This is a genomic window from Pseudoalteromonas sp. MER144-MNA-CIBAN-0113, from assembly GCF_040308965.1.
Taxonomy (GTDB): Bacteria; Pseudomonadota; Gammaproteobacteria; order Enterobacterales; family Alteromonadaceae; genus Pseudoalteromonas; species Pseudoalteromonas tetraodonis.
In genome coordinates this window covers 1-24,812 of record NZ_JBEOOG010000058.1, presented here as the reverse complement: position 1 = coordinate 24,812, position 24,812 = coordinate 1, and the positions used below count along the sequence as shown (strand labels likewise).

At 39.4% G+C, this 24,812-nt stretch carries 30 protein-coding genes and 1 pseudogene; 17 read left to right on the top strand and 14 right to left on the bottom strand.

Annotated features, from left to right (window positions below):
- Positions 1-328 precede the first annotated feature (328 nt).
- The 6 genes from AAEY57_RS14195 to AAEY57_RS14170 are packed head-to-tail and all read left to right on the top strand — an operon-like array spanning position 329 to position 3,029.
- Entirely contained in the window at positions 329-994 is a 666-nt protein-coding gene (locus AAEY57_RS14195) for a Bax inhibitor-1/YccA family protein (RefSeq protein ID WP_008112034.1), read from the top strand.
- A 55-nt stretch (positions 995-1,049) separates the two neighbouring features.
- Positions 1,050-1,403, top strand: a complete 354-nt coding sequence (gene tusD / locus AAEY57_RS14190; RefSeq protein ID WP_024603059.1) for a sulfurtransferase complex subunit TusD — start codon at positions 1,050-1,052, stop codon at positions 1,401-1,403.
- Positions 1,400-1,756, top strand: a complete 357-nt coding sequence (gene tusC / locus AAEY57_RS14185) for a sulfurtransferase complex subunit TusC (RefSeq protein WP_024603060.1) — start codon at positions 1,400-1,402, stop codon at positions 1,754-1,756. Before tusD ends, tusC begins: the two co-directional genes overlap by 4 nt.
- Positions 1,753-2,019: a DsrH/TusB family sulfur metabolism protein gene (locus tag AAEY57_RS14180; RefSeq protein ID WP_010390171.1), complete on the top strand. Its 267-nt coding sequence runs from the start codon at positions 1,753-1,755 to the stop codon at positions 2,017-2,019. Before tusC ends, AAEY57_RS14180 begins: the two co-directional genes overlap by 4 nt.
- 3 nt (positions 2,020-2,022) lie before the next feature.
- Entirely contained in the window at positions 2,023-2,352 is a 330-nt protein-coding gene (locus AAEY57_RS14175; RefSeq protein ID WP_010390172.1) for a TusE/DsrC/DsvC family sulfur relay protein, read from the top strand.
- The gene (locus tag AAEY57_RS14170; RefSeq protein WP_024603061.1) at positions 2,352-3,029 is read left to right on the top strand and encodes an rRNA large subunit pseudouridine synthase E; all 678 of its coding nucleotides are present in this window, start codon (positions 2,352-2,354) and stop codon (positions 3,027-3,029) included. Before AAEY57_RS14175 ends, AAEY57_RS14170 begins: the two co-directional genes overlap by 1 nt.
- Positions 3,030-3,086: 57 nt before the next feature.
- Here the strand turns inward: AAEY57_RS14170 and AAEY57_RS14165 are convergent, their stop codons facing one another.
- Entirely contained in the window at positions 3,087-4,361 is a 1,275-nt protein-coding gene (locus tag AAEY57_RS14165) for a sensor domain-containing diguanylate cyclase (protein WP_024603062.1), read from the bottom strand.
- A gap of 467 nt (positions 4,362-4,828) precedes the next feature.
- Between AAEY57_RS14165 and mnmA the strand changes: the two genes are divergently transcribed.
- The 5 genes from mnmA (at position 4,829) to AAEY57_RS14140 (ending at position 9,624) form a co-directional block, all read left to right on the top strand.
- On the top strand, positions 4,829-5,929 hold the full coding sequence (gene mnmA / locus AAEY57_RS14160; protein WP_024603063.1) for a tRNA 2-thiouridine(34) synthase MnmA: 1,101 nt from the start codon (positions 4,829-4,831) through the stop codon (positions 5,927-5,929).
- Positions 5,929-6,531, top strand: coding sequence for a high frequency lysogenization protein HflD (gene hflD, locus AAEY57_RS14155; RefSeq protein WP_024603064.1), 603 nt, complete (start codon positions 5,929-5,931; stop codon positions 6,529-6,531). The genes mnmA and hflD overlap by 1 nt, the downstream gene beginning before the upstream one ends.
- A 31-nt stretch (positions 6,532-6,562) precedes the next feature.
- Positions 6,563-7,933, top strand: a complete 1,371-nt coding sequence (purB, locus tag AAEY57_RS14150) for an adenylosuccinate lyase (RefSeq protein WP_024603065.1) — start codon at positions 6,563-6,565, stop codon at positions 7,931-7,933.
- A gap of 80 nt (positions 7,934-8,013) precedes the next feature.
- Positions 8,014-9,156, top strand: a complete 1,143-nt coding sequence (locus AAEY57_RS14145) for a ribosomal protein uL16 3-hydroxylase (protein WP_024603066.1) — start codon at positions 8,014-8,016, stop codon at positions 9,154-9,156.
- A gap of 9 nt (positions 9,157-9,165) precedes the next feature.
- The gene (locus AAEY57_RS14140; protein WP_350608091.1) at positions 9,166-9,624 is read left to right on the top strand and encodes a GNAT family N-acetyltransferase; all 459 of its coding nucleotides are present in this window, start codon (positions 9,166-9,168) and stop codon (positions 9,622-9,624) included.
- A 35-nt stretch (positions 9,625-9,659) separates the two neighbouring features.
- On the opposite strand, the gene AAEY57_RS14135 is transcribed toward AAEY57_RS14140, so the two are convergent.
- Positions 9,660-10,877, bottom strand: coding sequence for a pyridoxal phosphate-dependent aminotransferase (locus AAEY57_RS14135; RefSeq protein ID WP_036932631.1), 1,218 nt, complete (start codon positions 10,875-10,877; stop codon positions 9,660-9,662).
- A gap of 128 nt (positions 10,878-11,005) precedes the next feature.
- Positions 11,006-11,350, bottom strand: coding sequence for an Hpt domain-containing protein (locus AAEY57_RS14130; RefSeq protein WP_008113596.1), 345 nt, complete (start codon positions 11,348-11,350; stop codon positions 11,006-11,008).
- Between the two features lie 132 nt (positions 11,351-11,482).
- Between AAEY57_RS14130 and AAEY57_RS14125 the strand changes: the two genes are divergently transcribed.
- A complete protein-coding gene (locus AAEY57_RS14125; RefSeq protein WP_024603067.1) occupies positions 11,483-12,076 on the top strand; it encodes a tRNA-uridine aminocarboxypropyltransferase in 594 nt (197 codons plus the stop codon).
- Between the two features lie 25 nt (positions 12,077-12,101).
- On the top strand, positions 12,102-12,887 hold the full coding sequence (locus tag AAEY57_RS14120) for a CLCA_X family protein (RefSeq protein WP_350608090.1): 786 nt from the start codon (positions 12,102-12,104) through the stop codon (positions 12,885-12,887).
- 17 nt (positions 12,888-12,904) lie between these two features.
- Here the strand turns inward: AAEY57_RS14120 and dcd are convergent, their stop codons facing one another.
- Positions 12,905-13,489, bottom strand: a complete 585-nt coding sequence (gene dcd / locus AAEY57_RS14115) for a dCTP deaminase (RefSeq protein ID WP_013465052.1) — start codon at positions 13,487-13,489, stop codon at positions 12,905-12,907.
- 2 nt (positions 13,490-13,491) lie between these two features.
- The gene (gene apbC / locus AAEY57_RS14110) at positions 13,492-14,568 is read right to left on the bottom strand and encodes an iron-sulfur cluster carrier protein ApbC (protein WP_350608089.1); all 1,077 of its coding nucleotides are present in this window, start codon (positions 14,566-14,568) and stop codon (positions 13,492-13,494) included.
- A 177-nt stretch (positions 14,569-14,745) separates the two neighbouring features.
- Between apbC and metG the strand changes: the two genes are divergently transcribed.
- Positions 14,746-16,770: a methionine--tRNA ligase gene (metG, locus tag AAEY57_RS14105; protein ID WP_290191024.1), complete on the top strand. Its 2,025-nt coding sequence runs from the start codon at positions 14,746-14,748 to the stop codon at positions 16,768-16,770.
- 113 nt (positions 16,771-16,883) lie between these two features.
- Here metG and AAEY57_RS14100 read toward each other — a convergent pair whose 3' ends face one another.
- Complete coding sequence (locus tag AAEY57_RS14100) at positions 16,884-17,525, bottom strand: hypothetical protein (RefSeq protein ID WP_350608088.1); 642 nt, start codon at positions 17,523-17,525, stop codon at positions 16,884-16,886.
- Positions 17,526-17,749: 224 nt separating this feature from the next.
- Positions 17,750-17,923: a hypothetical protein gene (locus AAEY57_RS14095; RefSeq protein WP_350608087.1), complete on the bottom strand. Its 174-nt coding sequence runs from the start codon at positions 17,921-17,923 to the stop codon at positions 17,750-17,752.
- A 135-nt stretch (positions 17,924-18,058) separates the two neighbouring features.
- On the opposite strand from AAEY57_RS14095, the gene AAEY57_RS14090 reads away from it, so the two are divergent.
- The gene (locus AAEY57_RS14090) at positions 18,059-18,601 is read left to right on the top strand and encodes a Tll0287-like domain-containing protein (protein ID WP_350608086.1); all 543 of its coding nucleotides are present in this window, start codon (positions 18,059-18,061) and stop codon (positions 18,599-18,601) included.
- Positions 18,602-18,615: 14 nt separating this feature from the next.
- On the opposite strand, the gene AAEY57_RS14085 is transcribed toward AAEY57_RS14090, so the two are convergent.
- The 3 genes from AAEY57_RS14085 to AAEY57_RS14075 form a co-directional block, all read right to left on the bottom strand.
- Positions 18,616-19,137 carry a DUF2937 family protein gene (locus AAEY57_RS14085; protein WP_350608085.1) on the bottom strand — a complete coding sequence of 174 codons (522 nt, stop codon included), beginning with the start codon at positions 19,135-19,137 and terminating at the stop codon, positions 18,616-18,618.
- Between the two features lie 106 nt (positions 19,138-19,243).
- Positions 19,244-19,723 (bottom strand): nucleoside deaminase, encoded by a 480-nt coding sequence (locus AAEY57_RS14080; RefSeq protein ID WP_249928670.1) that lies wholly within the window; start codon positions 19,721-19,723, stop codon positions 19,244-19,246.
- Positions 19,724-19,787: 64 nt separating this feature from the next.
- On the bottom strand, positions 19,788-20,321 hold the full coding sequence (locus tag AAEY57_RS14075; RefSeq protein ID WP_350608084.1) for a GlcG/HbpS family heme-binding protein: 534 nt from the start codon (positions 20,319-20,321) through the stop codon (positions 19,788-19,790).
- Positions 20,322-20,562: 241 nt separating this feature from the next.
- On the opposite strand from AAEY57_RS14075, the gene AAEY57_RS14070 reads away from it, so the two are divergent.
- Together AAEY57_RS14070 and AAEY57_RS14065 are read left to right on the top strand one after the other, a co-directional pair.
- Positions 20,563-21,063: a fasciclin domain-containing protein gene (locus AAEY57_RS14070; protein ID WP_273002299.1), complete on the top strand. Its 501-nt coding sequence runs from the start codon at positions 20,563-20,565 to the stop codon at positions 21,061-21,063.
- 155 nt (positions 21,064-21,218) lie between these two features.
- The gene (locus AAEY57_RS14065; protein ID WP_273002301.1) at positions 21,219-21,932 is read left to right on the top strand and encodes a flagellar brake domain-containing protein; all 714 of its coding nucleotides are present in this window, start codon (positions 21,219-21,221) and stop codon (positions 21,930-21,932) included.
- A 73-nt stretch (positions 21,933-22,005) separates the two neighbouring features.
- Here the strand turns inward: AAEY57_RS14065 and lepB are convergent, their stop codons facing one another.
- The 4 genes and pseudogenes from lepB to AAEY57_RS14045 all read right to left on the bottom strand — a co-directional run.
- Positions 22,006-22,656: a signal peptidase I gene (gene lepB / locus AAEY57_RS14060; RefSeq protein ID WP_273002303.1), complete on the bottom strand. Its 651-nt coding sequence runs from the start codon at positions 22,654-22,656 to the stop codon at positions 22,006-22,008.
- 132 nt (positions 22,657-22,788) lie between these two features.
- Positions 22,789-23,040: a DUF2999 family protein gene (locus AAEY57_RS14055; protein WP_090492448.1), complete on the bottom strand. Its 252-nt coding sequence runs from the start codon at positions 23,038-23,040 to the stop codon at positions 22,789-22,791.
- An 86-nt stretch (positions 23,041-23,126) separates the two neighbouring features.
- The gene (locus AAEY57_RS14050) at positions 23,127-24,089 is read right to left on the bottom strand and encodes a zinc-binding dehydrogenase (protein ID WP_090492446.1); all 963 of its coding nucleotides are present in this window, start codon (positions 24,087-24,089) and stop codon (positions 23,127-23,129) included.
- A 395-nt stretch (positions 24,090-24,484) separates the two neighbouring features.
- Positions 24,485-24,742 (bottom strand): annotated as a pseudogene (locus AAEY57_RS14045) (isocitrate dehydrogenase kinase/phosphatase-domain containing protein); the annotation flags it as partial.
- Positions 24,743-24,812: the final 70 nt, after the last annotated feature.

Sequence of the window (24,812 nt, the reverse complement as noted above, 5' to 3'; positions counted from 1 at the left end):
GATTTGAACCCTAGAGGGGCTATAAACCCCTGCCGGTTTTCAAGACCGGTGCATTCGACCACTCTGCCATCTCTCCGCACGGCCTGAATAATAGGGAAACCCATGGGCTTTGTGAAGCTTTTTTTTCAATTATTTGTTCAAGTGATTAAAAAACAACTAATTTGTTCAAACATAAAGCAAAAAGGGCGATTCCTATACGCCGAGTGAACTTTTATTTAAATTTAGTTGTCTATTGATCTACAAAGGTTTGCCCAAACATATAAGAGTTGGTAATCTAATTTTAGTTAAATTACAGGAACTACTTAGTTTCACTTACAGGAGCTCTACAATGGCATTTAATCAATCGTACAATACTGCAAAGCCGGTAATGTCGACCATTGAAACAAACAAAGTGCTTAAAAACACTTATTTTCTACTTGCAATGACACTTGCATTTAGTGCAGTCACTGCCGGTATTTCAATGGCACTGCAATTACCTTACTTTATGGGACTTGTATTCACACTAGTTTCATTTGGTCTACTTTTTGTTGTTAATAAAAAAGCAGATACAGCATCTGGTGTATTTTGGGTGTTTGCGTTTACAGGATTAATGGGAGCCGGCTTAGGCCCTCTACTAAATCACTACGCACAATTACCTAATGGCCCTATGCTAATTATGCAAGCGCTAGGTTCTACGGCGTTAATCTTCTTTGGTTTATCTGCTTATGCACTTAACACTAAAAAAGATTTCTCGTTTATGGGTGGTTTTTTAACTGTGGGCTTAATTGTGGTTATCGTGGCAAGTATTGTAAATATTTTCCTAGGTAGCTCTTTAATGTTTATGGTACTAAACGCAGCCGTGGTACTAATCATGTCTGGCCTAATTTTGTTCGATACGAGCAGAATCATCAATGGCGGCGAAACGAATTATATCCGCGCAACGGTTTCTTTATACCTGAGTGTGTACAACTTATTTACGTCTTTACTTGCGTTACTTGGCGCAAATAATGACTAATTAAATAGTTCTGTTAAAATAGCCCCTTTATTGGGGCTTTTTTATTGGAATAGTTTTGGCACGCTTTGTACTTTCTTTACATACTCCACCATCGGATCACGATACCACACAGCGTATTGTTAAATTTGCTCACGCCTGTTTAGCACAAGGGCATGGTGTTGATGCAATATTTTTATACCAAGATGGTATCTATCATGCTTCAACGCATTTTGAACTTGCCTCAGATGAGCTCAATTTATCCTCACTTTGGCAGCAGCTTGCCGACAAAAATATTAATTTAATGCTGTGCGTTACCGCAGCTGAAAAGCGTGGCTTAGATATGCAAAATACTGGTGTATTCGCTGTAGCAGGCCTCGCTGAATTTGCTATGTTAGCCAGTGAAGCAGATAAATGGATACAATTTAAATGATTAATGTACTCGTTATCAGTCAATCAAGTCCATTTGATGACATGCATATTCGCGATGCACTCGATATGACGCTTATTTTTGCCGCAGTTGATCAAAATATAAGTTGGTTGTTTAGCGGTCCTGCGGTGTTAGCGCTTAAAAAAAACCAAAAGCCAAATAGTTTAGGTATCAAAGATTTTTTTAAAAACATTAAAATGTTGGAAATCTATGATGTTGAAAATATTTACGTTTGTGAAAAGTCACTGATTGATTATGGTTTAAGTAAAAGTGAACTACTCATTGAGGCAAACATAGTAAACTTTAATGCCCAAAAACAGTTAATTCACAATCAGCAGCATGTGGTGACCCTATGAGTACTTTACATATTTTTTCAAAACCACTGAATTACTACAGTACCCACAGCTTAGATAATCTAATTATGCTCACAGACAGTGTTTTACTCGTGGGTGACGCTTGCTTTGCAAAAGGGCAATATAGACAATTTGCTGACTCACTTTATATTTTAAAAGATGATGCAGAAGCTCGAGATATATCATTAAATATGAACGACAAAGCAATTAGCTATGATGAGTTTGTTACCCTCAGTTTAACTGCAAAACAATCAATTACTTGGTGAACCATGTTGGAATTTAATAATCAAACAATAGACACTGATAAACAAGGTTATTTGCTAGATCATACTGTTTGGTCAAAAGAGTTAGCCAATGTTATTGCAGAGCAAGAAAACATCACATTAACTGAGCAGCATTGGGAAGTTGTTAACTTTGTGCGAGAGTTTTATCTTGAATATAACACTAGTCCAGCCATTAGAATGTTAGTCAAAGCCATGGCTAAAGCGCTCGGTGAGGATAAAGGTAATAGCATGTACCTGTATAAGCTTTTTCCGAAGGGACCGGCCAAACAAGCGACTAAAATTGCGGGCTTACCTAAACCTGCACGGTGTATTTAATGAAACACAAAGCTAAAAACACGTCATCTTCAACAAGTAAACGCAATACAGGTCGTACATATTCGCGCAGTGCTGTAAAAAAGAGCCCGATAAAAAGAGCAATTAAGCCACAGATAGCCCAAAGCGATAAAAAAGTTATTTTATTTAACAAACCTTATGATGTCCTTTGCCAATTCACAGACGAGCAAAATAGACAAACTCTGGCTAATTTTATTCCTATTAAAGATGTTTATGCTGCGGGTCGCTTAGACAGAGACAGCGAAGGCTTGTTATTATTGACCAATTGCGGGAAATTACAAAATACCTTAACCGCTCCTGGTAAAAAAACCAACAAAACGTACTGGGTACAAGTTGAGGGGGTGCCTACAGAAGCATCTATTGATGCGCTCAGTCAAGGGGTCGAACTCAAAGATGGATTAACCTTACCTGCACAGGTAAAGTTAATCGATGAACCAGCGCTTTGGCCACGCACTCCCCCAGTGAGAGAACGTAAATCAATTCCAACATCTTGGTTGAGTATCACTATAAACGAGGGGAAAAACCGTCAAGTTCGACGAATGACCGCACACATTGGCCACCCAACGTTACGGTTAATTCGCTATAGTATTGGTAAATACACACTCGATGGAATTGAAACAGGTCAATATAAAATCAGTGGACCACCAACCAACAGTTAATACTTTACGTTAGCCTTTGCTTATCTGGTATTAAAAGCAAAGGTTAAATATGCTGTGTTATTCATGCCTTCCTAAGGCAATACAATTTCTGCCCTGCCTTTTTGCATAATACAGCGCACTATCCGTTGCTTTAAAGAAATCGACATGGTTAGTTTTTTCGCCATGTTTTACCGTATGAACTCCCATACTCACAGAGAGAAAGCCAGTAAAACTATCTTCATGAGCTATCGCTAAATCTTCAATAGATTTTTGTATTTGTTCTGCAATAAAGAGTGCACCTTGATTATCTGTTTGTGGGAGTAAAACAACAAACTCTTCTCCGCCATAGCGCGCTACAAAGTCCTCAGGACGACTGACTGTTTCTGCTAGCTTTTGCGCTACGCTATGTAAACACTTATCCCCTGCAATATGACCATACCTATCATTAAATTTTTTGAAATTATCTATATCAATAATGATCATAGAAAGTTGAGTATTTACTTTTATCAGTTTTTTAAATTCAGCATGTAATTTTTCGTCAAAACGGCGTCTGTTGGCAATTTTAGTCAATGAGTCTAAAAAGGCCATATCGCTGAGTATCTCTTGGGTTTTCAAACGCTCCGTCGCATCGTTAAATACAGCAATAAATTCACTTTCTACACTAATACCTGACACTTGCATTATCACTTTCGAACCATCTTTACATACAATTTGATAGTCATTAGCAGGAATATCGTCATTATTTTTATTTGCCTGCGCTAAAGACTCACCCCACATCGTTTGAGCAGACTCTCTATAACTAGGCTCAGGATACGCGACCTTCCACCACTGTTTTAAATTAGGGATATCATCAATTGTATAGCCAAATACATCTACAAACCGTTGATTAAGCTTTAAAATATCGCCAGTTACCATACAAACATTACACACGGGCAAAGGCAAAATAGTAAATAATTTTGCATAATGGCTCAGCTCATGTTTTCGCATTGGATGTTCAGTTGCACTACTAACAAAACGCTGCTGTTCAACGTGTTTCATTTCAAGAGAAGCATTCATAGTGGCAACAAAATGCCATTCTAACCACCACTTTTCTAGCTGCTTTAAAATGACTTGTTGAAAGGGATTAATAAAGTCTAAAGAATGTTCAATGAGTCTAAATAGCGCTGAAATAGGGTTGGGTTCTTCAAAGCGGTAAGGACGAGGAACCCTAATGGTTTGATAAAACAGTTGGTAAGCTGATTCTTTAACGTTATGTGGTAATTGTTCTGCTACTAAGCAATCATCGCGTTGTACCTTTGTTGATAACTCAACAACGTAAGATTTTACCTTTTGTGCTTGAGAAGCATAATTCATATATTCATTCCATTGACTATATTATAAATACTTATTTGAGTGTTTATTCAATTTAAACTCATCTAAAGGTATTGCATAATCATTTGGTTGTAAAGGTTTGTTAATGAACAATAATAAATATATTCTTTGATATTCTATAAATAGTACTAACACCTTAAATAAACAACATTTACTCATCATTTATAACTTAAATGAGTGTTTATAATTTAATGGCCTGACATCTTGGACCTGTTGTTCTTTGCAAATTAAAATGTGTTCAAACAAAGGGGCTATAATAGCACCGCAAAATGTGTAATCTAATCGGCTAAGTAAAAATCGACTAACAAAGAGTAAATCATCCCTAACCAACATAAAAAAAAGCAACAAAATCTATTCAATAGCCCTTCCTCTCTTTAAGCACTTACAAAATACATGCTATAATCGCGGCCTTTCCAAGTTAACAGTAATCTGTATAAGCGAAATTATTCATGAGCGAAAATAGTCACATTAAAGTCATCGTTGGTATGTCCGGCGGTGTTGATTCTTCTGTATCTGCATATTTATTAAAACAACAAGGCTACCAAGTAGAAGGCTTGTTTATGAAGAACTGGGAAGAAGATGACAATGATGAATATTGCGCTGCCGCTGAAGATTTAAAAGATGCCCAAGCTGTCTGTGACAAATTAGGTATTGAACTTCATACCGTTAACTTTGCAGCGGAATACTGGGACAACGTATTCGAATACTTTTTAGCTGAGTATAAAGCTGGTCGCACACCTAACCCAGACATCATGTGTAACAAAGAAATTAAATTTAAAGCCTTTTTAGAATTTGCGGCTCAAGCACTAGGTGCTGACTTTATAGCAACGGGCCACTACGTGCGTCGTGAGCTCAGAGATGATAAATATGTTATGTGCCGTGGCCTAGATGATAATAAAGATCAAAGCTACTTTTTGTACACATTGAGCCATGAACATATCGCGCAAACGCTGTTCCCTGTTGGAGATATTGCCAAGCCAGAAGTGCGCCGTATTGCTGAAGAGCAAGATTTAATTACCCACGATAAAAAAGACAGTACTGGTATTTGTTTTATCGGTGAGCGTAAATTTAAAGATTTCTTACAAAAATTCTTACCTGCTCAACCTGGTGTTATTGAAGACACAGATGGTAACAACGTTGGTGAGCATGAAGGGTTGATGTACCACACCTTAGGTCAGCGCAAAGGCTTGTTAATTGGTGGTATGAAAGAAGGCTCAGGCGAACCTTGGTATGTTGTAGCCAAAGATGTTGAACGCAATGTATTGATTGTGGGCCAAGGTAAAAATCACCCTCGCCTTTACAGTAATGGCCTAAATGCCAACCAATTACACTGGGTAGATCGTGTTGGTCCTCAAGGTACTACTCGTTGCACCGTAAAAACACGCTACCGTCAAGAAGACTTAAGCTGTACCTTGTTAGTCGGTGAAGATGGTATGGCACGTGTATTATTTGATGAGCCACAAAAAGCGGTAACCCCAGGACAATCTGCCGTATTTTACGCTAATGAAGTGTGTTTAGGTGGTGGTATTATTGACTCGGTGATCAAATAATGAATCAACATCAAGTCATGGCGCTTGCTGCCATGTGCCAAGTGGCTAAGCAAGTTCAGAAGGTTGCCCAATATGGCCGCGGTGATGAACAAGATTTATCGATTTTATTATCAAGTATTGTGCAAACCTCGCCAGCGTCCCCTGAAGATGTGTATCAAGGTGAGCATAACTTACGTGATGGCTATAAAACATTGATGGCACAACTGAGTGCCGGTGCTCAAAAAGATGTAGAAATAGTCAAATATGTGGGTGGTTTAATGCAGTTAGAGCGTGCTCTTAGTGCTAACAGTAAAAGCCTCAATGAATTAGGTAAACGTATTGATGATATTCATCGTCGTTTAGACCATTTTGCTATTACCGATGACAGTGTTGTTGCCGGTTTAGCAGATATATACTCGTCGGTGCTAAGCCCCCTTGGGCACCGAATTCAGGTTTATGGTAAACCCGAGTTATTAAAACAGCAGCTCACGCAAAATAAAATCCGCGCATTACTTTTAGCCGGAATTCGCAGTGCAGTATTATGGCGACAAATGGGCGGCAAACGTCGTCATTTCTTTTTTGCGAAAAGAAAAATTCTCGCCATAGCTAAAACAAAAATTTAATTATCGTTCAAACTAAAATTTAGGAGTTATTATGGAGCTTTCAGCGTTAACGGCTATCTCTCCGGTTGATGGTCGCTACGGCAGCAAAACCACTGAACTACGCAGTATTTTTAGCGAATTTGGATTAATCAAATACCGCGTAACCGTTGAAGTGCGTTGGTTGCAAGCGTTAGCTGCAGCAAGCGAGATTAAAGAAGTCCCCGCTTTTAGCGACGAAGCAAATGCGCTGTTGAATGCAATTGTAGATAACTTCTGTGAAGCTGATGCTCAGCGGGTTAAAGACATCGAACGCACGACAAACCATGATGTTAAAGCCGTAGAGTATTTACTAAAAGAAAAAGTAGCTGATAATGCTGAGCTACACGCAATTAACGAATTTATTCACTTTGCCTGTACTTCTGAAGATATTAATAACCTATCTCATGGTTTAATGTTAACTGAAGCGCGTAACCACGTCGTTTTACCTTATTGTGATGAGTTATTAAGCGCCATTAAAGAAAAAGCAATTGAGTACAAAGCCATTCCAATGATGACTCGTACACATGGACAGCCTGCAACGCCTTCGACTATGGGTAAAGAGTTTGCAAATGTTTACATGCGTTTAAAGCGTCAACGTGACCAAATTGCACAAGTAGAAATGCTAGGTAAAGTAAACGGTGCTGTGGGTAACTACAATGCACACCTAAGTGCGTACCCTGACTACGATTGGCATACCCACGCCGATAAGTTTGTAACTAGCCTAGGTTTAACACTCAACCCGTTTACCACGCAAATTGAACCGCATGATTACATAGCAGAGCTTTTTGATGCAATTGCACGCTTTAATACCATTTTGCTCGATTTTGACCGCGACATGTGGGGCTACATTGCACTTAATCACTTTAAGCAAAAAACCATTGCCGGTGAAATTGGCTCATCAACTATGCCACACAAAGTGAACCCGATTGATTTTGAAAACTCAGAAGGTAATTTAGGCTTAGCCAATGCTATCTTTGGTCATTTAGCACAAAAACTACCTGTGTCTCGCTGGCAACGTGATTTAACTGACTCAACCGTATTACGTAACTTAGGTGTAGGTATGGGTTATGCGGTAATTGCATACCAATCAACCCTTAAAGGTGTAAGCAAACTTGAAGTAAACGAGCAACGTTTAGCAGATGAGCTTGACCAAAACTGGGAGCTGCTCGCTGAGCCAATTCAAACCGTTATGCGTAAATACGGTATTGAAAAACCATATGAAAAGCTAAAAGATTTAACCCGTGGTAAACGTGTAAATCAAGAAATTATGGCTGATTTCATCGATGGTTTAGACCTACCAGAAGCTGCAAAAATTGAAATGAAAAAACTAACGCCGGCTAACTACATTGGTCGCGCTGTTAAGTTTATTGATGATTTAGTTTAATCACTCAAATCTACTAATAAAAAGCGAAAGGTACCTGCCTTTCGCTTTTTTCATTTAGGTCTTAACGTTATAGGCATTCTATGTATCAATTAAAAATAAATGAATTATCAGAGCAAGCGTTTTTAAGTCAATATTGGCAAAAAAAACCACTGTTGATCAAAGCTGGTTTTAAAGATTTTCAAGACCCACTTGATGCGAATGAACTCGCAGGCCTTGCTATGGAAGACAGCATAGAATCGCGCATTATTACTAACCACAATCAACAATGGCAATCGCATCAAGGACCATTTGACGATTTTGAAATACTCACTGATCAGCACTCGACACTACTCGTGCAAGCAGTGGATCATTGGCATCCAGAGGCTGCTCAGTTACTTGAACCTTTTCGCTTTATACCAAATTGGCGCATAGATGATTTGATGATCAGCTACTCAACCCCAGGTGGCGGTGTTGGCCCACACCTAGACCAATACGATGTATTTATTATTCAAGGTGAAGGTAAGCGCCATTGGCGGGTAGGATTACCCGACCCAACACTAAAACAGTTTGCTCAAAATAAAACATTACTGCAAGTTGAAGCTTTCAGTGCAGTAATTGATTGTATTTTGGAGCCCGGTGATATTTTATATATACCACCCGGTTGTCCTCATGAAGGCTATGCGGTTGAGAATGCACTTAACTATTCAGTCGGTTTTAGAGCACCTAATCAACAAGATTTACTTTCAAGTTTTGCTGATCATATTATCGACACAGAAAGCGGCCAAGAAAGGTATACCGACCATACCCTCGCCCTGCGTGATTCTAAAGGTGAGCTAACCCAAAGCGAAGTCGATAAAGTAAAAACGTTAATGCAAGCATTGCTAGAAGACGAGAGTTTATTTAAACACTGGTTAGGTAATACCCTTAGCCAACCTAAGCATGATATGGACTTAGCCCCTGAAGAAGACCCATTTAGTGTCGAACAAATACAACAACTGCTTGAAAACCAAGTAACATTTGAGCGTTTAGGGGGCACACGTGCTATTTATCAATGTATGGATGCAGAGCTACTTCTGAGTATCAATGGCGAAAACTTCGCTTTACCCTTATCTGATTTAGAAGCGGTAAAACAGCTTACTGATTTTATTGAATTTGATAGTAGCGTGCTTAATGCAACCACACCTAGCCTAGATTTTATCGAAACTTTTACTACACTGGTTAATGAGGGTATTTGGTTTAGCTAGGAGGAGGTCATGGTTTATACGGTTGACAAAGTTGATTGGCAAAGTGAAAAAAGTCAACTGCAACATATAAGGGAGCGAGTGTTTGTATATGAGTTACATATTCCTAAAAGTATTGAATTTGACAACTTAGATGCACTCGCTCAACACATTCTGGTCACCGATAATATGCACTCACCTGTTGCCACAGGTCGATTATGTAATGATGGTTTAATTGGTAGAATCGCCGTATTGCCGCAGCATCGCAACCGCAATGTTTATAAGTCACTGCTTAATTTCATTGTTAAATTAGCAGCGGAGCAAGGTATTGAAGCAATCAGTATTAATTGTATTTTAAACGAAGTAGAACGATTCAAAAATAATGGGTTTATTCAGCAAGGCCACGTCTTTATGGAAGCAGGTATCCCAAGGCAACGTATGCAGTGCCCTATTGCATGCTTTGAAACACGACCATTTACTTTAGTGCATTAACAATAAAGCGAGCCATTTGGCTCGCTTTTTATTTTCTATTCTTGTCGGTAATCTTTGAAAAAACGCTGCATTTTCATCATTGCACTCGATAAATCATCTTTATTGGGTAAAAATACCAATCTAAAGTGATCAGGCTCTGGCCAGTTAAAGGCGCGCCCATGCACTAATAATATTTTTTCTGCTTTTAACAAATCAAACATCATTTGTTCATCGCTTTTAATATTGAATTTAGCGGTATCCACTTTAGGGAAAGCATAAAGCGCCCCTTTTGGCTTTTTACAACTAATTCCATCAATCGCATTTAAGCCGCGCCAAGCAATATCTCGCTGCACATATAAACGCCCACCGGGGTCTATTAAGCTATCAATTGATTGAACCCCTCCCAATGCTTGCTGAATTGCATATTGTGCGGGCACATTGGCACAGAGGCGCATTGAAGCAAGAATATCTAAGCCTTTAATTAAATCTGTCATTAATGCCGTACGACCACTTAGCACCATCCAGCCCATTCTCAGCCCAGCAGCGCGGTATGTTTTAGCTAAGCCATTAAAGGTAATGATAGGGAGATCATCGCATAATGAACCAATAGAAGTATGGGTAACGCCGTCGTATAGAATTTTCTCGTATATTTCATCGCTTAACAGCAAAAGCTTGTGCTCTCGAGCAATATTGATCAATTCTTCAAGCAAAGCGTTACTGTAAACGGCCCCAGTTGGGTTGTTGGGGTTTATCAGCACCAATGCTTTGGTTTTAGAAGTAATTTTACTTTTGATATCGTCAATATCAGGAAACCAGTCTTGCTCTTCATCACACAAATAGTGAACCGGATTGCCACCTGCTAATTTTACCGAGGCAGTCCAAAGCGGATAATCTGGGGCAGGAATTAACACTTCATCATCATTATTCAACAGTGCTTGAGTGACCATTTGGATAAGTTCACTCACACCGTTACCAATGTAAATATTATCAACGTCTAAATTGTGTAAGCCACGCTGTTGGTAGTGCTGATAAATAGCAACACGCGCAGAATAAAGACCTTTAGAGTCACAGTACCCTTGAGCTGAATATAAATTACGGATGATATCGCGATGCATATCTTCTGGCATATCAAAACCAAATGCGGCGGGGTTACCTATATTAAGCTTTAATACCTTTTGGCCCTCATCCTCCATTTTTTTAGCTTGCACTAAAACGGGACCTCGGATGTCATAACAGACGCCGTCTAATTTATGACTCTTTTTTATTTCTGACATTGTTACCTCTAAAGAGCAAGTTAATCATTAGACTAACTCAGTAAAGCCGTGAATTACTAGAAAAATTAAGCGCTTAAAACTGAAAAAAATTCACGTTAACACTCTTTTTTATTACTGTTGAAACACGTTTAGCGTCCAGCTAACCATGCATTTAGTTTTGCTTGTGAGCCAGTAACTTGCGCCATTAATCCATCGGCTGCATCAACAGCCTGCTCGTCATTCCCATTATTTAAATTATATTCAATTAAACGGGCAACTTCGGCTAAACTTGCCGCACCAAATTGAGCGGCGTTTGATTTAAGGCTATGAGAGTGGCGAATAGCGGCCTCTTTATCTTGCCCAAGCGCAGCAATTGCTTCGTTACCCAATCGCTCAAATTCCGCACAACAAAATTCCAGTGTATCTGGAAATTGTTCACCTAATAGCGATTCCATACTTTCTAAAGCGGATTCGTCAATATTGATCTCTGTCATATTCATGCCCTTCAATACGGTCCATCGATTTTTTTCTTATCTCTTACTCTATATCTAAGCACAAAAAAAACCAACTTTATTACCGCAAAAATGTATAATTACGCCAAATGTACTAACGAAATAGTGTATTCAATGGCACGTCCTCATTGTAAACAGTGTAACTTTTCGCTAAGCACTTGTATTTGCAGCGCAATTACCCGTGTTACTAACCAAACTCAGGTTATTATTTTGCAGCACCCCAATGAAGCAAAAGTGAGCAAAAATACGGCGCAGCTATTAGCTTTGGGTTTAACCCACTGTAAAATTATTAGAGGCGAAAATAATCAAGACTTCGCCTGTTTACAGAACCTGCCTATTGAATCGAGCGTATTACTCTACCCAAGCGAGAGCGCCGTAAAATTAGACCGACCGAATAGTAAAGAAAACCTTCAAGATATTACGCATTTAATTGTGATTGATGGTACATGGAATAAAGCTTTTAAAATTTTGCAATTAACCCCGTTATTACAACAGTTTAAAACGGTAAGCTTTAGCCATATTCCCACCAACCGTTATGCTATTCGTAAAGCCCCTAGAGCAGATAGTTTATCGACACTAGAAGCAGTAGCGCATAGTTTATGGCTCATAGAAGCACTAAACCCTGCGCCCTTGTATGGTTTATTAGAGGAATTAATAAAAAAACAAACCCAACACATGCCCGCTCACGTAAAAGCACGTTACTTGTAATGTATGAGCTGAAATAAAATAACCGATGCGTAATACCACATCTCGATTAAAACGCGGATTTTCTCGCCAAGGCCCCGACTATCGTTTTGACGATCAAGTCGATTTTAGTGATATAAGAACCACTTTTGGTTTTCGTTCTATGGTGGTTGGTAAGTGGGTTACTAAAGAAGAGCGTTTTATTAGTGCCAACTTAATTTATGATGCGCTGGCTGATTTAGCGCAGATTCTGCATTTACCACCCACTGCCATTGGCCTGCGTGGCAAACTTAATTTTGCTTTTGGCCACGGTGGACAAAAAGGCGTGCAAGCACACTATAATGCGTATGACCAAACCTTAGCACTGGCTAAAAATGCAGGCGGTGGCGCTTTGGCCCATGAATGGTTTCATGCTTTTGATCATCATATTAGTGAGCATTTATTTAAATCTAAAACCCGCTTTGGTTTCGCTTCTAAGTTATGGTTATCACACTCTCCCGACTTAAGCCATCCACTTAATGATGCACTTAATCAATTTTATAAACAGGTGTTTTTAGAGCAAAGCGGTGAACATGCCAATGAATTTGTAAATAAATGCATTGCGTTTGATAAAGCGCATAATCAGCAGTATATGAGTATGCCTGAGGAACTTGCTGCTCGGTGTTTTGAAGCCTGTATCAACGAGCATCAAACAATCAAAAACAGTTTCTTAGTCGGCGGTTTGAGTAATAATAACTTAATTTATCCTGAGCTAAATCACACGTTACACGCCAATGAAGCGCTTAACCATTATTTTCAACTATTAGGTTATGCGCTTCATCAACTAGAAAAATAAGCTATTGTTTAGCTTAGTTATTTATCGTCACTGATACGGCTTGCTACCGCACTATTCTGATCTTTATATTTTGCATCAATGCGGGTGTTATAAGGGCTTTCACACGGACCGGTGAGTGTTTCAAAACTCATGGCGCCAATTTTCATCATAGGTCTTAGCGCAAGCGGCAACTTACCAGAGTTATAAAACTCTAAAACAATATTACCACTCCAACCAGGATCGATTCTGTGTGCTGTAACATGCACCATTAAACCTAAACGTGCCAGCGATGAACGCCCGTCTAACCAACCAACAATGTCTGCAGGTAGGGTTACTTTTTCATAGGTTATTGCCAACGCAAGCTCGCCAGGATGTAGAAAAAACGCTTCGCCTTCAGCTAATACAATTTCGTCGCTCATGATTGATTCTAACGCTTTATTAAGCTGATCTTTTGGACCACTTAAATCAACATAAGCGGCGTTATGGGCATGAAATGTTCTAAACTTATTACCTAAGCGAAGGTCAGCGGTAACCCCTGAAATCATTTCACTCGTTGGCGCGGGCTCAATAACAATACGCCCATCGTTTAAGTATTCTTTAATATGTGTATCTGAAAGTCTCATTTTTAATCTTCCGTAATCACAACTTCAATCGCGTTGTGATGTTGTTGATAGTAAAGCGTGCTGGCAATCAATCGTGCGGCCGCGCTGTAAGTTTTGCTAATAGCCGCATCTGTATCATCGGCAATCAACTTACCTTGCTCAGAGGATTCTCTGATATCAATCGCAAGCGGAATATGCGAAAGCACAGGCACACCATGCTTAAGGGCTAATTTTTGTGCACCGTCTTTACCAAATACATGATTGGCCTCGCCGCAATGCCCACAAATGTAATGGCTCATATTTTCAATCAAACCGAGCACTGGCACATTTACTTTATTAAACATAGCAATACCCTTTTGCGCATCAGCAAGCGCTAAGTCTTGTGGCGTCGTGACAATCACGGTGCCACTGGCTGGCACTTTTTGGCTCATGGTTAATTGAATATCACCGGTACCTGGCGGCATATCTACAATTAAATAATCAAGTTCACCCCAATCGGTTTCATTTAAAAGCTGACTAAGCGCGCCTGAGGCCATTGGGCCGCGCCATACGGTGGCATCATCGCTGGGGACTAAAAAACCGATAGATTGCGCTTTAATACCATTGGCATCAAACGGTTGTAATTGTTTATTGTCTTTTGTAACCGGCTCACTGCCAACTAATCCTAACAACATAGGAATTGACGGACCGTAAATGTCGGCATCTAGTATACCTACTTTTGCGCCTTCATTTTTAAGCGAGCCCGCAAGATTTACAGCCGTAGTAGATTTACCCACCCCACCTTTGCCTGAGGCGACTAAAACAATATGTTTAATGGCTTTAAATTTCGCAGCCTCTTTAAGGTGAACACTGGCAGTTACGTTTACATCAATCTTTAAACGCTCAGTCAAAAATTGAGCCACATGCGGCATTTCAGATTGCGCCGCAAAAGGGAGAATGAGTTTAACCGTAATTGATTTATCAGTGTTTTGAGTGATATCAGCAATGAAATCTTGCTCAATACCCACAGCGAAAGCGGCACTGCGATAGGCCGCTAGAGCAGAAATAATCGGTTGTTTTTGCACCGATTTTGCAGAGAATAGTTTCGACAGTCCAAACATAGCAATAAAATAGCGTTTCTTTGATGAAAAGTGCCACGGAATTATGTAACATTCAGGGCATTAACACCAGTCAATTAGTAAATATCGATAAGCAGTGTGCTCTGTTATCACTTTGCTTATCGATAATGTAATAATTTTCATCTGTTCCTGACTAGGAACGCTTAATTCGGAATGATTATGGCACAGCGAAAGATCCTGATTACTAGCGCATTACCTTATGCCAATGGCCCTACCCATTTAGGGCATTTATTAGAGTATATTCAAACTGATATTTGGTCGCGTTTTCAAAAACTACAAGGCCACGAAGCGTACTATGTGTGCGCCGATGATGCTCATGGCACACCTATTATGCTTAATGCGCAAAAGCAAGGGATCACGCCTGAGGAAATGGTAAAAAACGTTAGCATCGAGCGCCAACGCGACTTTGCTGATTTTAATATCAAATTTGATAATTACCACAGTACCCATAGCCAAGAGAATAAAGAATTTAGTGAGCTTATTTATAATCGCCTTAACGATGCCGGTCATATTAAAAAGCACACTATTTCACAGTTATTCGATCCAGAAAAAGGCATTTTTCTGCCAGATCGCTTTGTTACTGGCACGTGTCCTACATGTAAATCGGAAGATCAGAACGGGGATAGCTGTGATGCCTGTGGCGCAACCTATAGCCCAACCGAGCTAATCAACCCACGCTCTGTTATGTCGGGTGCTGAGCCTATCTTAAAAGATTCTGAGCATTACTTTTTTGATTTACCCGCCTTTGAAGACATGCTTAAAGAGTGGCTACATTCAGGCACAATTCAACAAGAAATGGCCAACAAGTTAGATGAGTGGTTTGCCGATGGTCTCCAGCAATGGGACATTAGCCGTGATGCACCTTATTTTGGTTTTGAAATTCCAAACGCACCGGGTAAATACTTTTACGTATGGCTAGATGCGCCTATTGGTTATATGGCGAGCTTTAAAAACTTATGTGATAAACAGGGCATCGACTTTGATGCATTTTGGCAAGAAGGTTCAGACGCTGAGCTTTATCACTTTATTGGTAAAGACATCATCTATTTCCACAGCCTATTTTGGCCTGCTATGTTAGAAGGCGCTCAATTTAGAAAGCCAACTAATGTATTCGCCCATGGTTTTGTTACGGTCAATGGCGCAAAAATGTCTAAATCAAAAGGCACGTTTATTAAAGCGCGTACTTATTTAGATAACCTAGACCCAGAATTTTTACGTTACTACTACGCAGCTAAACTTAATAGTGGCATTACCGATTTAGATTTAAACCTTGAAGATTTTGCACAACGTGTAAACTCAGACTTAGTGGGTAAAGTAGTGAATATTGCCAGTCGTTGTGCTGGTTTTATTACTAAAAAGTTCGACGGTAAGCTGAGCAATACAGTTATGCAACCTCAATTGCTTGCAGAATTCCAGAACGCATCAGCGACAATCACCGAATATTACGAGAACCGTGAATACAGCCGTGCAATTCGTGAAATAATGGCACTTGCTGATAAAGCAAACCAGTTTATTGATAATGCCGCGCCTTGGGTGCTTATTAAAGATGAGTCAAAGCAAGAAGAAGCGCATCAGGTTTGTTCACTAGGACTTAACCTATTTCGCGTGTTGATCACTTACTTAAAACCAGTGCTACCAGGCATGGCAAGTAATGTTGAAGCCTTTTTAAATGATGAATTATCTTGGCTGGGTGCGCAAACAGCGTTAGTAAACCACCCTATCAATAAATTTAAGCCGTTAATGCAACGTGTAGAAATGGATAAAGTGAATAAAATGGTTGAAGAATCAAAAGAAAGTTTAGTTGCTGAAAAAGACAAAATCGATCCTAATAGCCCACTTGCGAAAGAGCCTATTAGCGAAGAGATTGAGTTTGATGACTTTGCAAAGGTAGACCTGCGTGTTGCTAAAATTGCCAAAGCAGAGCACGTAGAAGGCGCTGACAAGCTGCTTAAATTAACCCTTGATTTAGGCGGTGAAACTCGCCAAGTGTTTGCTGGAATTAAATCTGCTTACGCACCAGAAGACATTGAAGGTAAATTAACGGTAATGGTTGCGAACCTCAAACCACGTAAAATGCGTTTTGGAATGTCTGAAGGCATGGTACTTGCGGCAGGCCCTGGTGGTAAAGAAATTTACATTCTTAACCCAGACGACGGCTCTGAGCCGGGTATGCGCGTAATGTAATTATTATCGCTTAAAGCCGCTAATATTTAGCGGCTTTTTTTTCATCTGTTATTTAGCTATTCTAATAAGAATTTTTAACGCCGCTATTCTCTGGTTTGCTCCCTGAAAAATAATTAAGCATTATTGCGATTTGGTATTACTGCAACAACTTTTGCTAAGTGAATCACCAAGCTTTGCGAGCTAATATACACAAACCAGTTTATATAGCGCACTTGAGGGTAAAAGCCTTGCCCCTGATTACCATAAATCCAAAAAGCACCAATAATGGCATCAGCCAATGCAGCAAGGAAAAGCCCTAAGCTCACCCACACTATTGATTTGGGTGCGTTAATCCCACCATAGGCAACAACTAATACCAGACCCATAAGCCCAACAGCCGTTATCACTAAGCTATAAACCCCAGTCATAGCTAAAATAGTATCTCCTGCCCTCTCAAGATACATAGAAGAGAGCGACGCACTACTTAGCACCAACACAACAACAAAAAAAAGTGCACTTTTTATAAGCGAGACCCGGCGTTTTATATTAAAAACTAACACACAGGCTATAAATAAAAGGCTGTAACCAGGTGCAAAAAATAAGATTGAATCCACTAAATAATCATGTTTTATCAAGGTACTATAGCGATGATAGTGTTGGGGTAAATTAAAATTAATCACATCACCCGCGATACACAACATAAAAGCGCCACTGCCTAAAAGAGCAATAAAGCGTAATTGTTGGTCTTTAAAACGTTTAAATACCCAAGCTGACATCGTTACACTATTAAACATAAGTAAGCAGAGGGAACTCAGTGACAACAGCATTAAAACACGTTTATTTTCAGGCGCAAGTAGCCCTATTAACATCACAGCTAAAGCGCACAGCCAAGCTATAAAAGTAATAATTTGATGTGGATGTTTTATAGATAACGGATTAATTGCACTATCCAACCTTTAAAATTAATAACGTTAACTTAGCAAGTTTTTCTCGTCCAAGGCTATTTTTTGTTTTGCATGTGTTGTATTTCTTTTCGTGTTTTAAGCCGACATTGCGCTAACTGTTTGAGTCGAATTGCTTTAATAGCGGCTAATGGATCTTGTGCATTAAGTCCACCAGCATCATGGTTATTTTGTTGGTTTATTACTTTTTTCTCACCGTGCTTATTGTGCATATCTTTTCTCTTGGAACTGTTTATCAATTTTAGGCGCGGTACCTTAAGTAAAAAAGTGCTTTAACGCTAAACGATTTACTTGAAAAACACCTGACACCCTGTATATTAGAACCTTCTAATGTTTAGAGGTGTATTATGCGCATTATTTTGCTTTTTTCCAGTTTATTTATTTCATCCGCTGCTTTTGCTAGCAATACCGACGATGCACGACAAACCATTAAGGCATTTTCAAGTGATTTAAAACAGGTACTGGTTAGTACTATGAAACAAAGCGGCCCACTAGCGGCAATAAGTGTATGTAATACAGCTGCACCCGCTATCGCTTCACAACACAGCAATAGTCCTTGGCAAATTAGCCGCAGTGCTTTGAAAACTCGTAACTCAGATAATCAACCCGATGCATGGCTCAAAAATGTTTTATTAAACTTTGAACAACGTAAGCTCAATGGCGAGCCGGTAGCAAGCATAGAATATCAAGAGCAAAGACCGGATGGCTGGTATTTTGTAAAAGCGATTCCTACTCAAAAAGCGTGTTTAGCGTGTCATGGCAGTCAGATTGACCCCACAGTTTCTAAAAAAATAGCGACTTTATACCCTAATGATCAGGCAACTGATTTTAAACTGGGTGACATTCGTGGCGCATTTGTTGTTAAAAGGGCCATTGAAAATGGCCAATGATAATTCATAGACGATCAGCTATTAAATTTTACCGCATCGGATGCAATACGCTTTTTACGCCTAACATATAAAGTATGTGGCAGCATAAGTAATTGATTTAATATAATAGCTAATACCAATGCAAACAACACTGCACTCGCGGTTAAAGGAATACCTAACTTAAAGTTATCAAGTGTATTTTGTAATCTGTCAAAGCGCTCAGGGGAGAACATATACAACATTTTTTGCAGTAGATTACCTTGTTCAAAAATAGCCATCCCTTTTTTTAAATCGGCAAATTGCAGTAATGTTTGCTGTTTTTGATTTGCATCGGCTCTAACGCTAGGTTCAGCGTTTGCTAAGTGGCGGTTTATCATCGCTTGCGTGCTAGAAAAGTTATATTGCTTGGCCGTTTTTGCATAGCCATCGACTTGCCATTTTGTTGCATGGTATAAGCCCGCTAAATGCTGCTGGTAATGATCGCTCAGCTGTGGACATTGCAAAAAGACAATAAAAGCACACGCAAATAGTAGTTTATCAAACATCTTAACAATCATAGTTATGCCTTTTGCTGCTCTGATTTAAAAATGAGTACAGGTAACTATAACATGTACTCATTATTTACTAATTGAATTATAAAAGGACAGCTCGCTACTTTTTTAGTTACCTTGCTTGGTGAAATTGACGGTGCAAAGCATGTACTTGCTCAGCAAGTGCCGGTACTGGACCATAAACCGCCGTATTGGGAGAAATAGCCTCAATAGGCAAAGGATTGACCGGTGCTGGAGCAACGTGCATTTCACTTAGCCACGTTGTTAACTGTGCAGTAGAACTCACATACATAATTCGCCCTAAGCCAACCCAAGCATGTGCCGCAGCACACATAGGACAATGTTCTCCTGAGGTATACACTGTGGCGCTGGCGCGTTGCTCTGGGGTCATATTGTTGGCTGCCCAACGAGCAATCTCAAATTCAGGATGACGAGTATGATCGCCACCGGCAACACGATTACGATCTTCCATACATACATGCCCATTAGCATCAACAAGGACAGAGCCAAACGGTTCATCACCGGCCTCTAACGCTTCTTTTGCAAGTTCAACACTGCGCTTTAAATGCGCTAAATCAGTCTCATTCATCATGTGTGCACTCCTTTAACTGTCATCATAACTTTATCTGTTAGCCATATTTTTAATAGTCTGAATTTTACTCTTTTTCTAACCATAACGCTTTGATCCCCGCTTTAGCAACTCGTACATCCTCACTACCATGCGCGCCTCCTACTCCAACAGCCCCCACCACGGTATTATTAATATAAATAGGTACACCGCCATCCAATATTAAAATATTTTCATCTAAATAACGGAGCTCTTCGGGAATTGTTCCCTCTTTAATTCCTTTGGCTATTACCGCCGTTTCTCGCTTTTGCGAATTGGCGGTATAGGCTTTTTTATAACTGGCACGAATAGTATGAACACCGGCAAGATGATCGCGAAGTACCGCCAGCGTTTGCCCAGATGCATCCACAACGGTTATTGATACAGCTAAATTGTCTTTGTGCGCCGCTGCAGACGCTGCATTGACTATACGCTGTGCCATTTCACCCGTTAATTGTGCCATCATAGCCACATTTTCAAGCTGTTGATTATGAGTATTTATCTGCATTTCAGTTTGTCCAGCAACAGACGCTAATGAAGAAAGTGATGCAATGAGCACTGTAAAAATAGCCCGTTTTTTCATGGTTTATTTCCTATTGTTAATTAATGACGTTATATCGCTGAACTGGATATAAAAAATTGAAAATAAACAGACCGTGTTTACTCATAAAAGCTTTCACTAGGAGGGTTAATCGATGGCTTTGCTTTTTATAAAATACTTTTTATTGGAATAAGGTAATGTAACCCCCCTTTAAAAAATGATCGTAAGCTAGCAACCCTGCGTAATATTTAACCGACAACTAATCAATTTAAAGGAAAGTAACATGTTTAAGAAAATAGCGTCTGTTCTGACTTTTGTATTAGCAAGTTTAACCCTATCTTCAGCAGCTCATGCCGATCACCATGGTATGAAAAAAGATATCGTTGATGTAGCTGCTGCCAATGGTTCGTTTTCAACACTCGTTGCAGCTGTCAAAGCGGCAGGCCTTGTTGATACGTTAAAAGGAGATGGCCCTTTTACTGTATTTGCGCCAACTGATGAAGCATTTGCTAAGCTACCAGCAGGTACAGTTGAGAACCTTCTTAAGAGCGAAAATAAAGACAAGTTAACTGCAATTCTTACCTACCATGTGGTATCAGGTAAAGTAATGGCCGCAGACGTTGTAAAATTAGACAGTGCAGCAACCGTACAAGGTCAGTCTGTGAATGTAACCACCAATAATGGCTCTGTCATGATCAACAATGCAAACGTAGTAATGGCAGATGTAAAAGCCAGCAACGGCGTGATTCATGTCATTGATACTGTTTTGTTGCCAAAAGAGTAACAATCTAACCTCCACAGCGGAGTAAAATACTAACTCCGCTCACGATTACAAGCACAAAGTATTAATTTCTTTTACTAAATGCCCTCTTTTATACTAGTGATTTTTACACTATATTAAAAGATAATTAAGCGTCTGTTAATATTGAGAAAGTGTTTGTGGAAACAAATAAAAATAATACTACTGTTGAAGATAAACCAACTGAAGATCAAAAGAAGTTTTTCCTCGATTTACTCCCGGGAAAGATGATTGATATACAATTTAACAATCCCATTCAGGTTCGCTTTAAACTCACTTTAATCGGCTACGACACCGGTAAATATTTAATATTAAAATACCCTGCTCAAGCAGGTAAAAATGATTACAGCGACATTTTAGTTGAAGGTAATGGGGCTATTGTACGTTATATCATTGAAGACGAACGGGGCGAATGTGTTGCTTTTTCAACCAGCATATTAGCGATTTCATTTCGCCCTGAACGATTAATTTATTTAGCTTACCCTAAAAAAATTGAAAGCCGCCAATTACGTGAAACTAGCAGGTTGCCTACACACATTCCGGCTAAAATTAGTTTACACAAAGGCGATATTGATGCTGATAGTAAAAGCTTATTGCATGGTTTAATTATTGATATTTCTCCGAGTGGCTGTCGCTTTGCTATTCACGTAAGCTCTGGATTTGTTGCACTAAAAAAACGTCAAGTTTTTGTGCATATACTTTCTCCATTAGACAACGAGCCTGTTATTATTACGTCTTACATTAGGAATAACCAAATGAAAGGCAACCGCCTTAGCGTTGGTATAGAGTTTGATGCTTCAGAGCAAGTTAAGCTTAACAAACTGTTAGAAGCTTACTCGATTGATATTGATTAATGCCTTAAATAATTCTACCTGCAAAAACAGCAATGGCTAACCAATCTTGCTTAGCCATTGTAATAGTTATTTTTTATTCTAAACGCTTCAAAAACCGGTCACTTCTTGGCAAGTAGTAATCATCATAATCAAGCGAGACAATCACTCGCTCTGCCCGACCCAGCAACTCATCACGAGGAACTAATCCAATGACCCGCGAATCCGCACTGTTATCGCGGTTATCACCCATAACAAGATAATGATCTGCTGCTATCGGTGTTGCCGGAAACTGCACTAAGCTTGCTGCCGATTTGGTAAGCCGTATGGTATGAGCATGCTCCTTTAAGTGCTCAGTTTTATCTAGCCACCGAATACTCTCGTTTAAAGTGCTATAACTTACTTTCTCGCCATTAATGGTCAATTCGTTATTTTGAAATGAAATTGTATCACCTGGTGTGCCAATAACGCGTTTTATTAAACGGTTATCCGCCACTTTAGAATCAAATACAATAATATCGCCGGTTTGTGGTTCTGCCAATCTTATCAGGGATACATGCGTGAATGGTATACGTAAATCATACGCCATTTTATCGGTAAGGATTCGGTCGCCTTCTTCAATGGTCGGTTTCATTGAACCTGTAGGTACTTCGTACCAATCGGCGACGGCACTACGAAACACACTCATTAAAATAATAAATACGATTAAGGAACGATTTTTTTTATATAACTTTGTTATTAGATTCATCTGTACACTCTGCTGTGGGTAATTACTTCATCAGAGTAAAATAATCGCAAGCAGTTCAATCAAGTATGTAACAAAACATGTTTAAGGAGGGAATATAGGTGTGCTGACACACCTATATTTAACAATAAAAAACTACTGATTTAGTTTATCTTTCGCTTCTTGTACTTTTGCAAAATCTAAACCTAATTCATCCGTTGCTTCTTTAATTAAATGAGGTTGGGTCATTACTACCGCCATCAATTGCTGAAGTTTTTCTGGTGGAATACCCAGCTCTTGTACTAAAGCCATAGCCATCATTGGGTTTTGGGTAAATGCTTCAAATAATGCCGCTACTTTTTCATCGCTGACATTGTGCTCTTTTAATATTGCAATAATTGGATTCATTATTAACCTTAAAATCGAAATAGTTTGTTAAAGTATATGGCCTCATACAGGGATTAACAATATTAATCCCTGTGGCATTACTTGTTTCACTCTACCAACAATACAACTTTACCTGAGTTTTCATTACCCTCTAAAATGGCATGTGCCTCACTAGCTTGTTGCCATGGCATGATTTTATAAATATTAAAGTCATATTTCTGATTGGCAATATCATCATAAAAGCGCGCTACAAATGCATCTCTTAACGCACGTTTAAACGCGATACTGCGATTACGTAATGTCGAGGCATGAAACGAAATGCGCTTTTGTAATAAGCGTGCAAAATCGACTTCGGCAAAGCGACTATCTAAAAATGCGAGCATCACAATCTGACAATCCATTGCGGCCACTTTGGCATTTTTATTCAAATAGCGGCCAGAAACCGGATCGACTATAGCGTTTGCACTTAAGTTATGTGCCTTCATATATTCAACAAAATCAGTGGTTTTATAATTAATCACATGGTCAGCACCCAAGCCTTTAGCGTGTTCACATTTTTCATCAGACCCTGCTGTTATTACCACCTGTGCACCGGCACTTTTTGCCATTTGAATAGCCGCTCCGCCTACGCCACTGGCACCGGCATGAATAAGCGCCGTTTGCCCTGATTGTAGTTTTCCTAACTCAAAGAGTGCGCCAAAGGCAGTTAAATACACTTCACTAATAGCAGCACCTTGTGCCATAGAAATATTATCTGGCAATTCCATTAATTGCTGCGCATCTACCGCGACATATTCACTGTAAGCACCTCCAGCACATAGAGTAAAAATACGCTTATCTTGCCATTTAGGGTCTACCTCACTGCCAAGCTCACACACGGTACCTGCACATTCGAGTCCTAGAATAGGGCTATCCCCTTCAGGAGCAGGATACTTACCTTGACGCTGCATACAATCGGCGCGGTTAACGCCAATCGCTGCTACTTTTACCAGTACTTCATTACTGCTAATCTTCGGCTTGTCGGTTTGTTCAAACGCTAACTGCTGATCTTGATGTGAAATGTACTGCATAAATCTCCTCGTATTTTATTCTATTTGATTTTCGCCATACTTCGGCTTCAACTAACTCGTTATTTTCTGTGTAATATATTTAAAGTGTGTAGTGGTTAGTAATTTTATTGATGTAACCTCGGGGTTTTAGCACTGGCAAACACAAAGCCTGACAAAAAAGCGAAGCCAACTAATTTAAACTCATAATACTCCTTTTGGAGTTAACAGCGCCTTAAGCACAAAAATTCAGTGCTGATTTAATCAGTTTATTGGCCTTTGTGGACTAACCTTTGTTCAATTTAGACCGAACTCGTTGGGCAGTACATGTTCTGCATTTATGCTGCGTTATCAGCAATTGCAGGGGAAGCCTTGCCTAAAAACACAACTTCAAATTTAACCTTGAAAGATAAACAAAACTATAAATTATTAAAGCGCCAGCTTTGTTTATAAGGATATACATCAGGAAGCTGACCTTGCTCAATACCTTGCTGAGTCATTTGCCAGTACTTTGCCGTAAATAAATCACTATGATAATGATTAAAATGGCTAAAGGCACTGCTGCTGGCACTAAAAAACACCTTAAATTGACTCGGGAATATATCATTTTGGTCTATATCAAAATAAGAATGTGAGCTTATTTCCTCTAACGCGTTGTCAGTATTTGGCACAGACTGTGTGAAAACTCTGATCACCTTTTGGTCTAAGTATGTTCTGCTTATGATCTATTAATCTATACATTTAGTT

Coding starts and splice junctions, on each gene's coding strand:
- AAEY57_RS14180 (WP_010390171.1), top strand. CDS start 1,753: ATGAGTACTTTACATATTTTTTCAAAACCACTGAATTACTACAGTACC.
- hflD (WP_024603064.1), top strand. CDS start 5,929: ATGAATCAACATCAAGTCATGGCGCTTGCTGCCATGTGCCAAGTGGCT.
- AAEY57_RS14075 (WP_350608084.1), bottom strand. CDS start 20,321: ATGAAAAAACGGGCTATTTTTACAGTGCTCATTGCATCACTTTCTTCA.
- lepB (WP_273002303.1), bottom strand. CDS start 22,656: ATGAATCTAATAACAAAGTTATATAAAAAAAATCGTTCCTTAATCGTA.
- metG (WP_290191024.1), top strand. CDS start 14,746: ATGGCACAGCGAAAGATCCTGATTACTAGCGCATTACCTTATGCCAAT.
- apbC (WP_350608089.1), bottom strand. CDS start 14,568: ATGTTTGGACTGTCGAAACTATTCTCTGCAAAATCGGTGCAAAAACAA.
- purB (WP_024603065.1), top strand. CDS start 6,563: ATGGAGCTTTCAGCGTTAACGGCTATCTCTCCGGTTGATGGTCGCTAC.
- AAEY57_RS14070 (WP_273002299.1), top strand. CDS start 20,563: ATGTTTAAGAAAATAGCGTCTGTTCTGACTTTTGTATTAGCAAGTTTA.
- AAEY57_RS14135 (WP_036932631.1), bottom strand. CDS start 10,877: ATGTCAGAAATAAAAAAGAGTCATAAATTAGACGGCGTCTGTTATGAC.
- AAEY57_RS14175 (WP_010390172.1), top strand. CDS start 2,023: ATGTTGGAATTTAATAATCAAACAATAGACACTGATAAACAAGGTTAT.
- AAEY57_RS14080 (WP_249928670.1), bottom strand. CDS start 19,723: ATGATGAATGAGACTGATTTAGCGCATTTAAAGCGCAGTGTTGAACTT.
- AAEY57_RS14085 (WP_350608085.1), bottom strand. CDS start 19,137: ATGATTGTTAAGATGTTTGATAAACTACTATTTGCGTGTGCTTTTATT.
- AAEY57_RS14130 (WP_008113596.1), bottom strand. CDS start 11,350: ATGACAGAGATCAATATTGACGAATCCGCTTTAGAAAGTATGGAATCG.
- AAEY57_RS14140 (WP_350608091.1), top strand. CDS start 9,166: ATGGTTTATACGGTTGACAAAGTTGATTGGCAAAGTGAAAAAAGTCAA.
- AAEY57_RS14195 (WP_008112034.1), top strand. CDS start 329: ATGGCATTTAATCAATCGTACAATACTGCAAAGCCGGTAATGTCGACC.
- dcd (WP_013465052.1), bottom strand. CDS start 13,489: ATGAGACTTTCAGATACACATATTAAAGAATACTTAAACGATGGGCGT.
- mnmA (WP_024603063.1), top strand. CDS start 4,829: ATGAGCGAAAATAGTCACATTAAAGTCATCGTTGGTATGTCCGGCGGT.
- AAEY57_RS14055 (WP_090492448.1), bottom strand. CDS start 23,040: ATGAATCCAATTATTGCAATATTAAAAGAGCACAATGTCAGCGATGAA.
- AAEY57_RS14100 (WP_350608088.1), bottom strand. CDS start 17,525: ATGTCAGCTTGGGTATTTAAACGTTTTAAAGACCAACAATTACGCTTT.
- AAEY57_RS14120 (WP_350608090.1), top strand. CDS start 12,102: ATGCGTAATACCACATCTCGATTAAAACGCGGATTTTCTCGCCAAGGC.
- AAEY57_RS14090 (WP_350608086.1), top strand. CDS start 18,059: ATGCGCATTATTTTGCTTTTTTCCAGTTTATTTATTTCATCCGCTGCT.
- AAEY57_RS14050 (WP_090492446.1), bottom strand. CDS start 24,089: ATGCAGTACATTTCACATCAAGATCAGCAGTTAGCGTTTGAACAAACC.
- AAEY57_RS14170 (WP_024603061.1), top strand. CDS start 2,352: ATGAAACACAAAGCTAAAAACACGTCATCTTCAACAAGTAAACGCAAT.
- AAEY57_RS14145 (WP_024603066.1), top strand. CDS start 8,014: ATGTATCAATTAAAAATAAATGAATTATCAGAGCAAGCGTTTTTAAGT.
- tusC (WP_024603060.1), top strand. CDS start 1,400: ATGATTAATGTACTCGTTATCAGTCAATCAAGTCCATTTGATGACATG.
- AAEY57_RS14125 (WP_024603067.1), top strand. CDS start 11,483: ATGGCACGTCCTCATTGTAAACAGTGTAACTTTTCGCTAAGCACTTGT.
- AAEY57_RS14165 (WP_024603062.1), bottom strand. CDS start 4,361: ATGAATTATGCTTCTCAAGCACAAAAGGTAAAATCTTACGTTGTTGAG.
- AAEY57_RS14095 (WP_350608087.1), bottom strand. CDS start 17,923: ATGCACAATAAGCACGGTGAGAAAAAAGTAATAAACCAACAAAATAAC.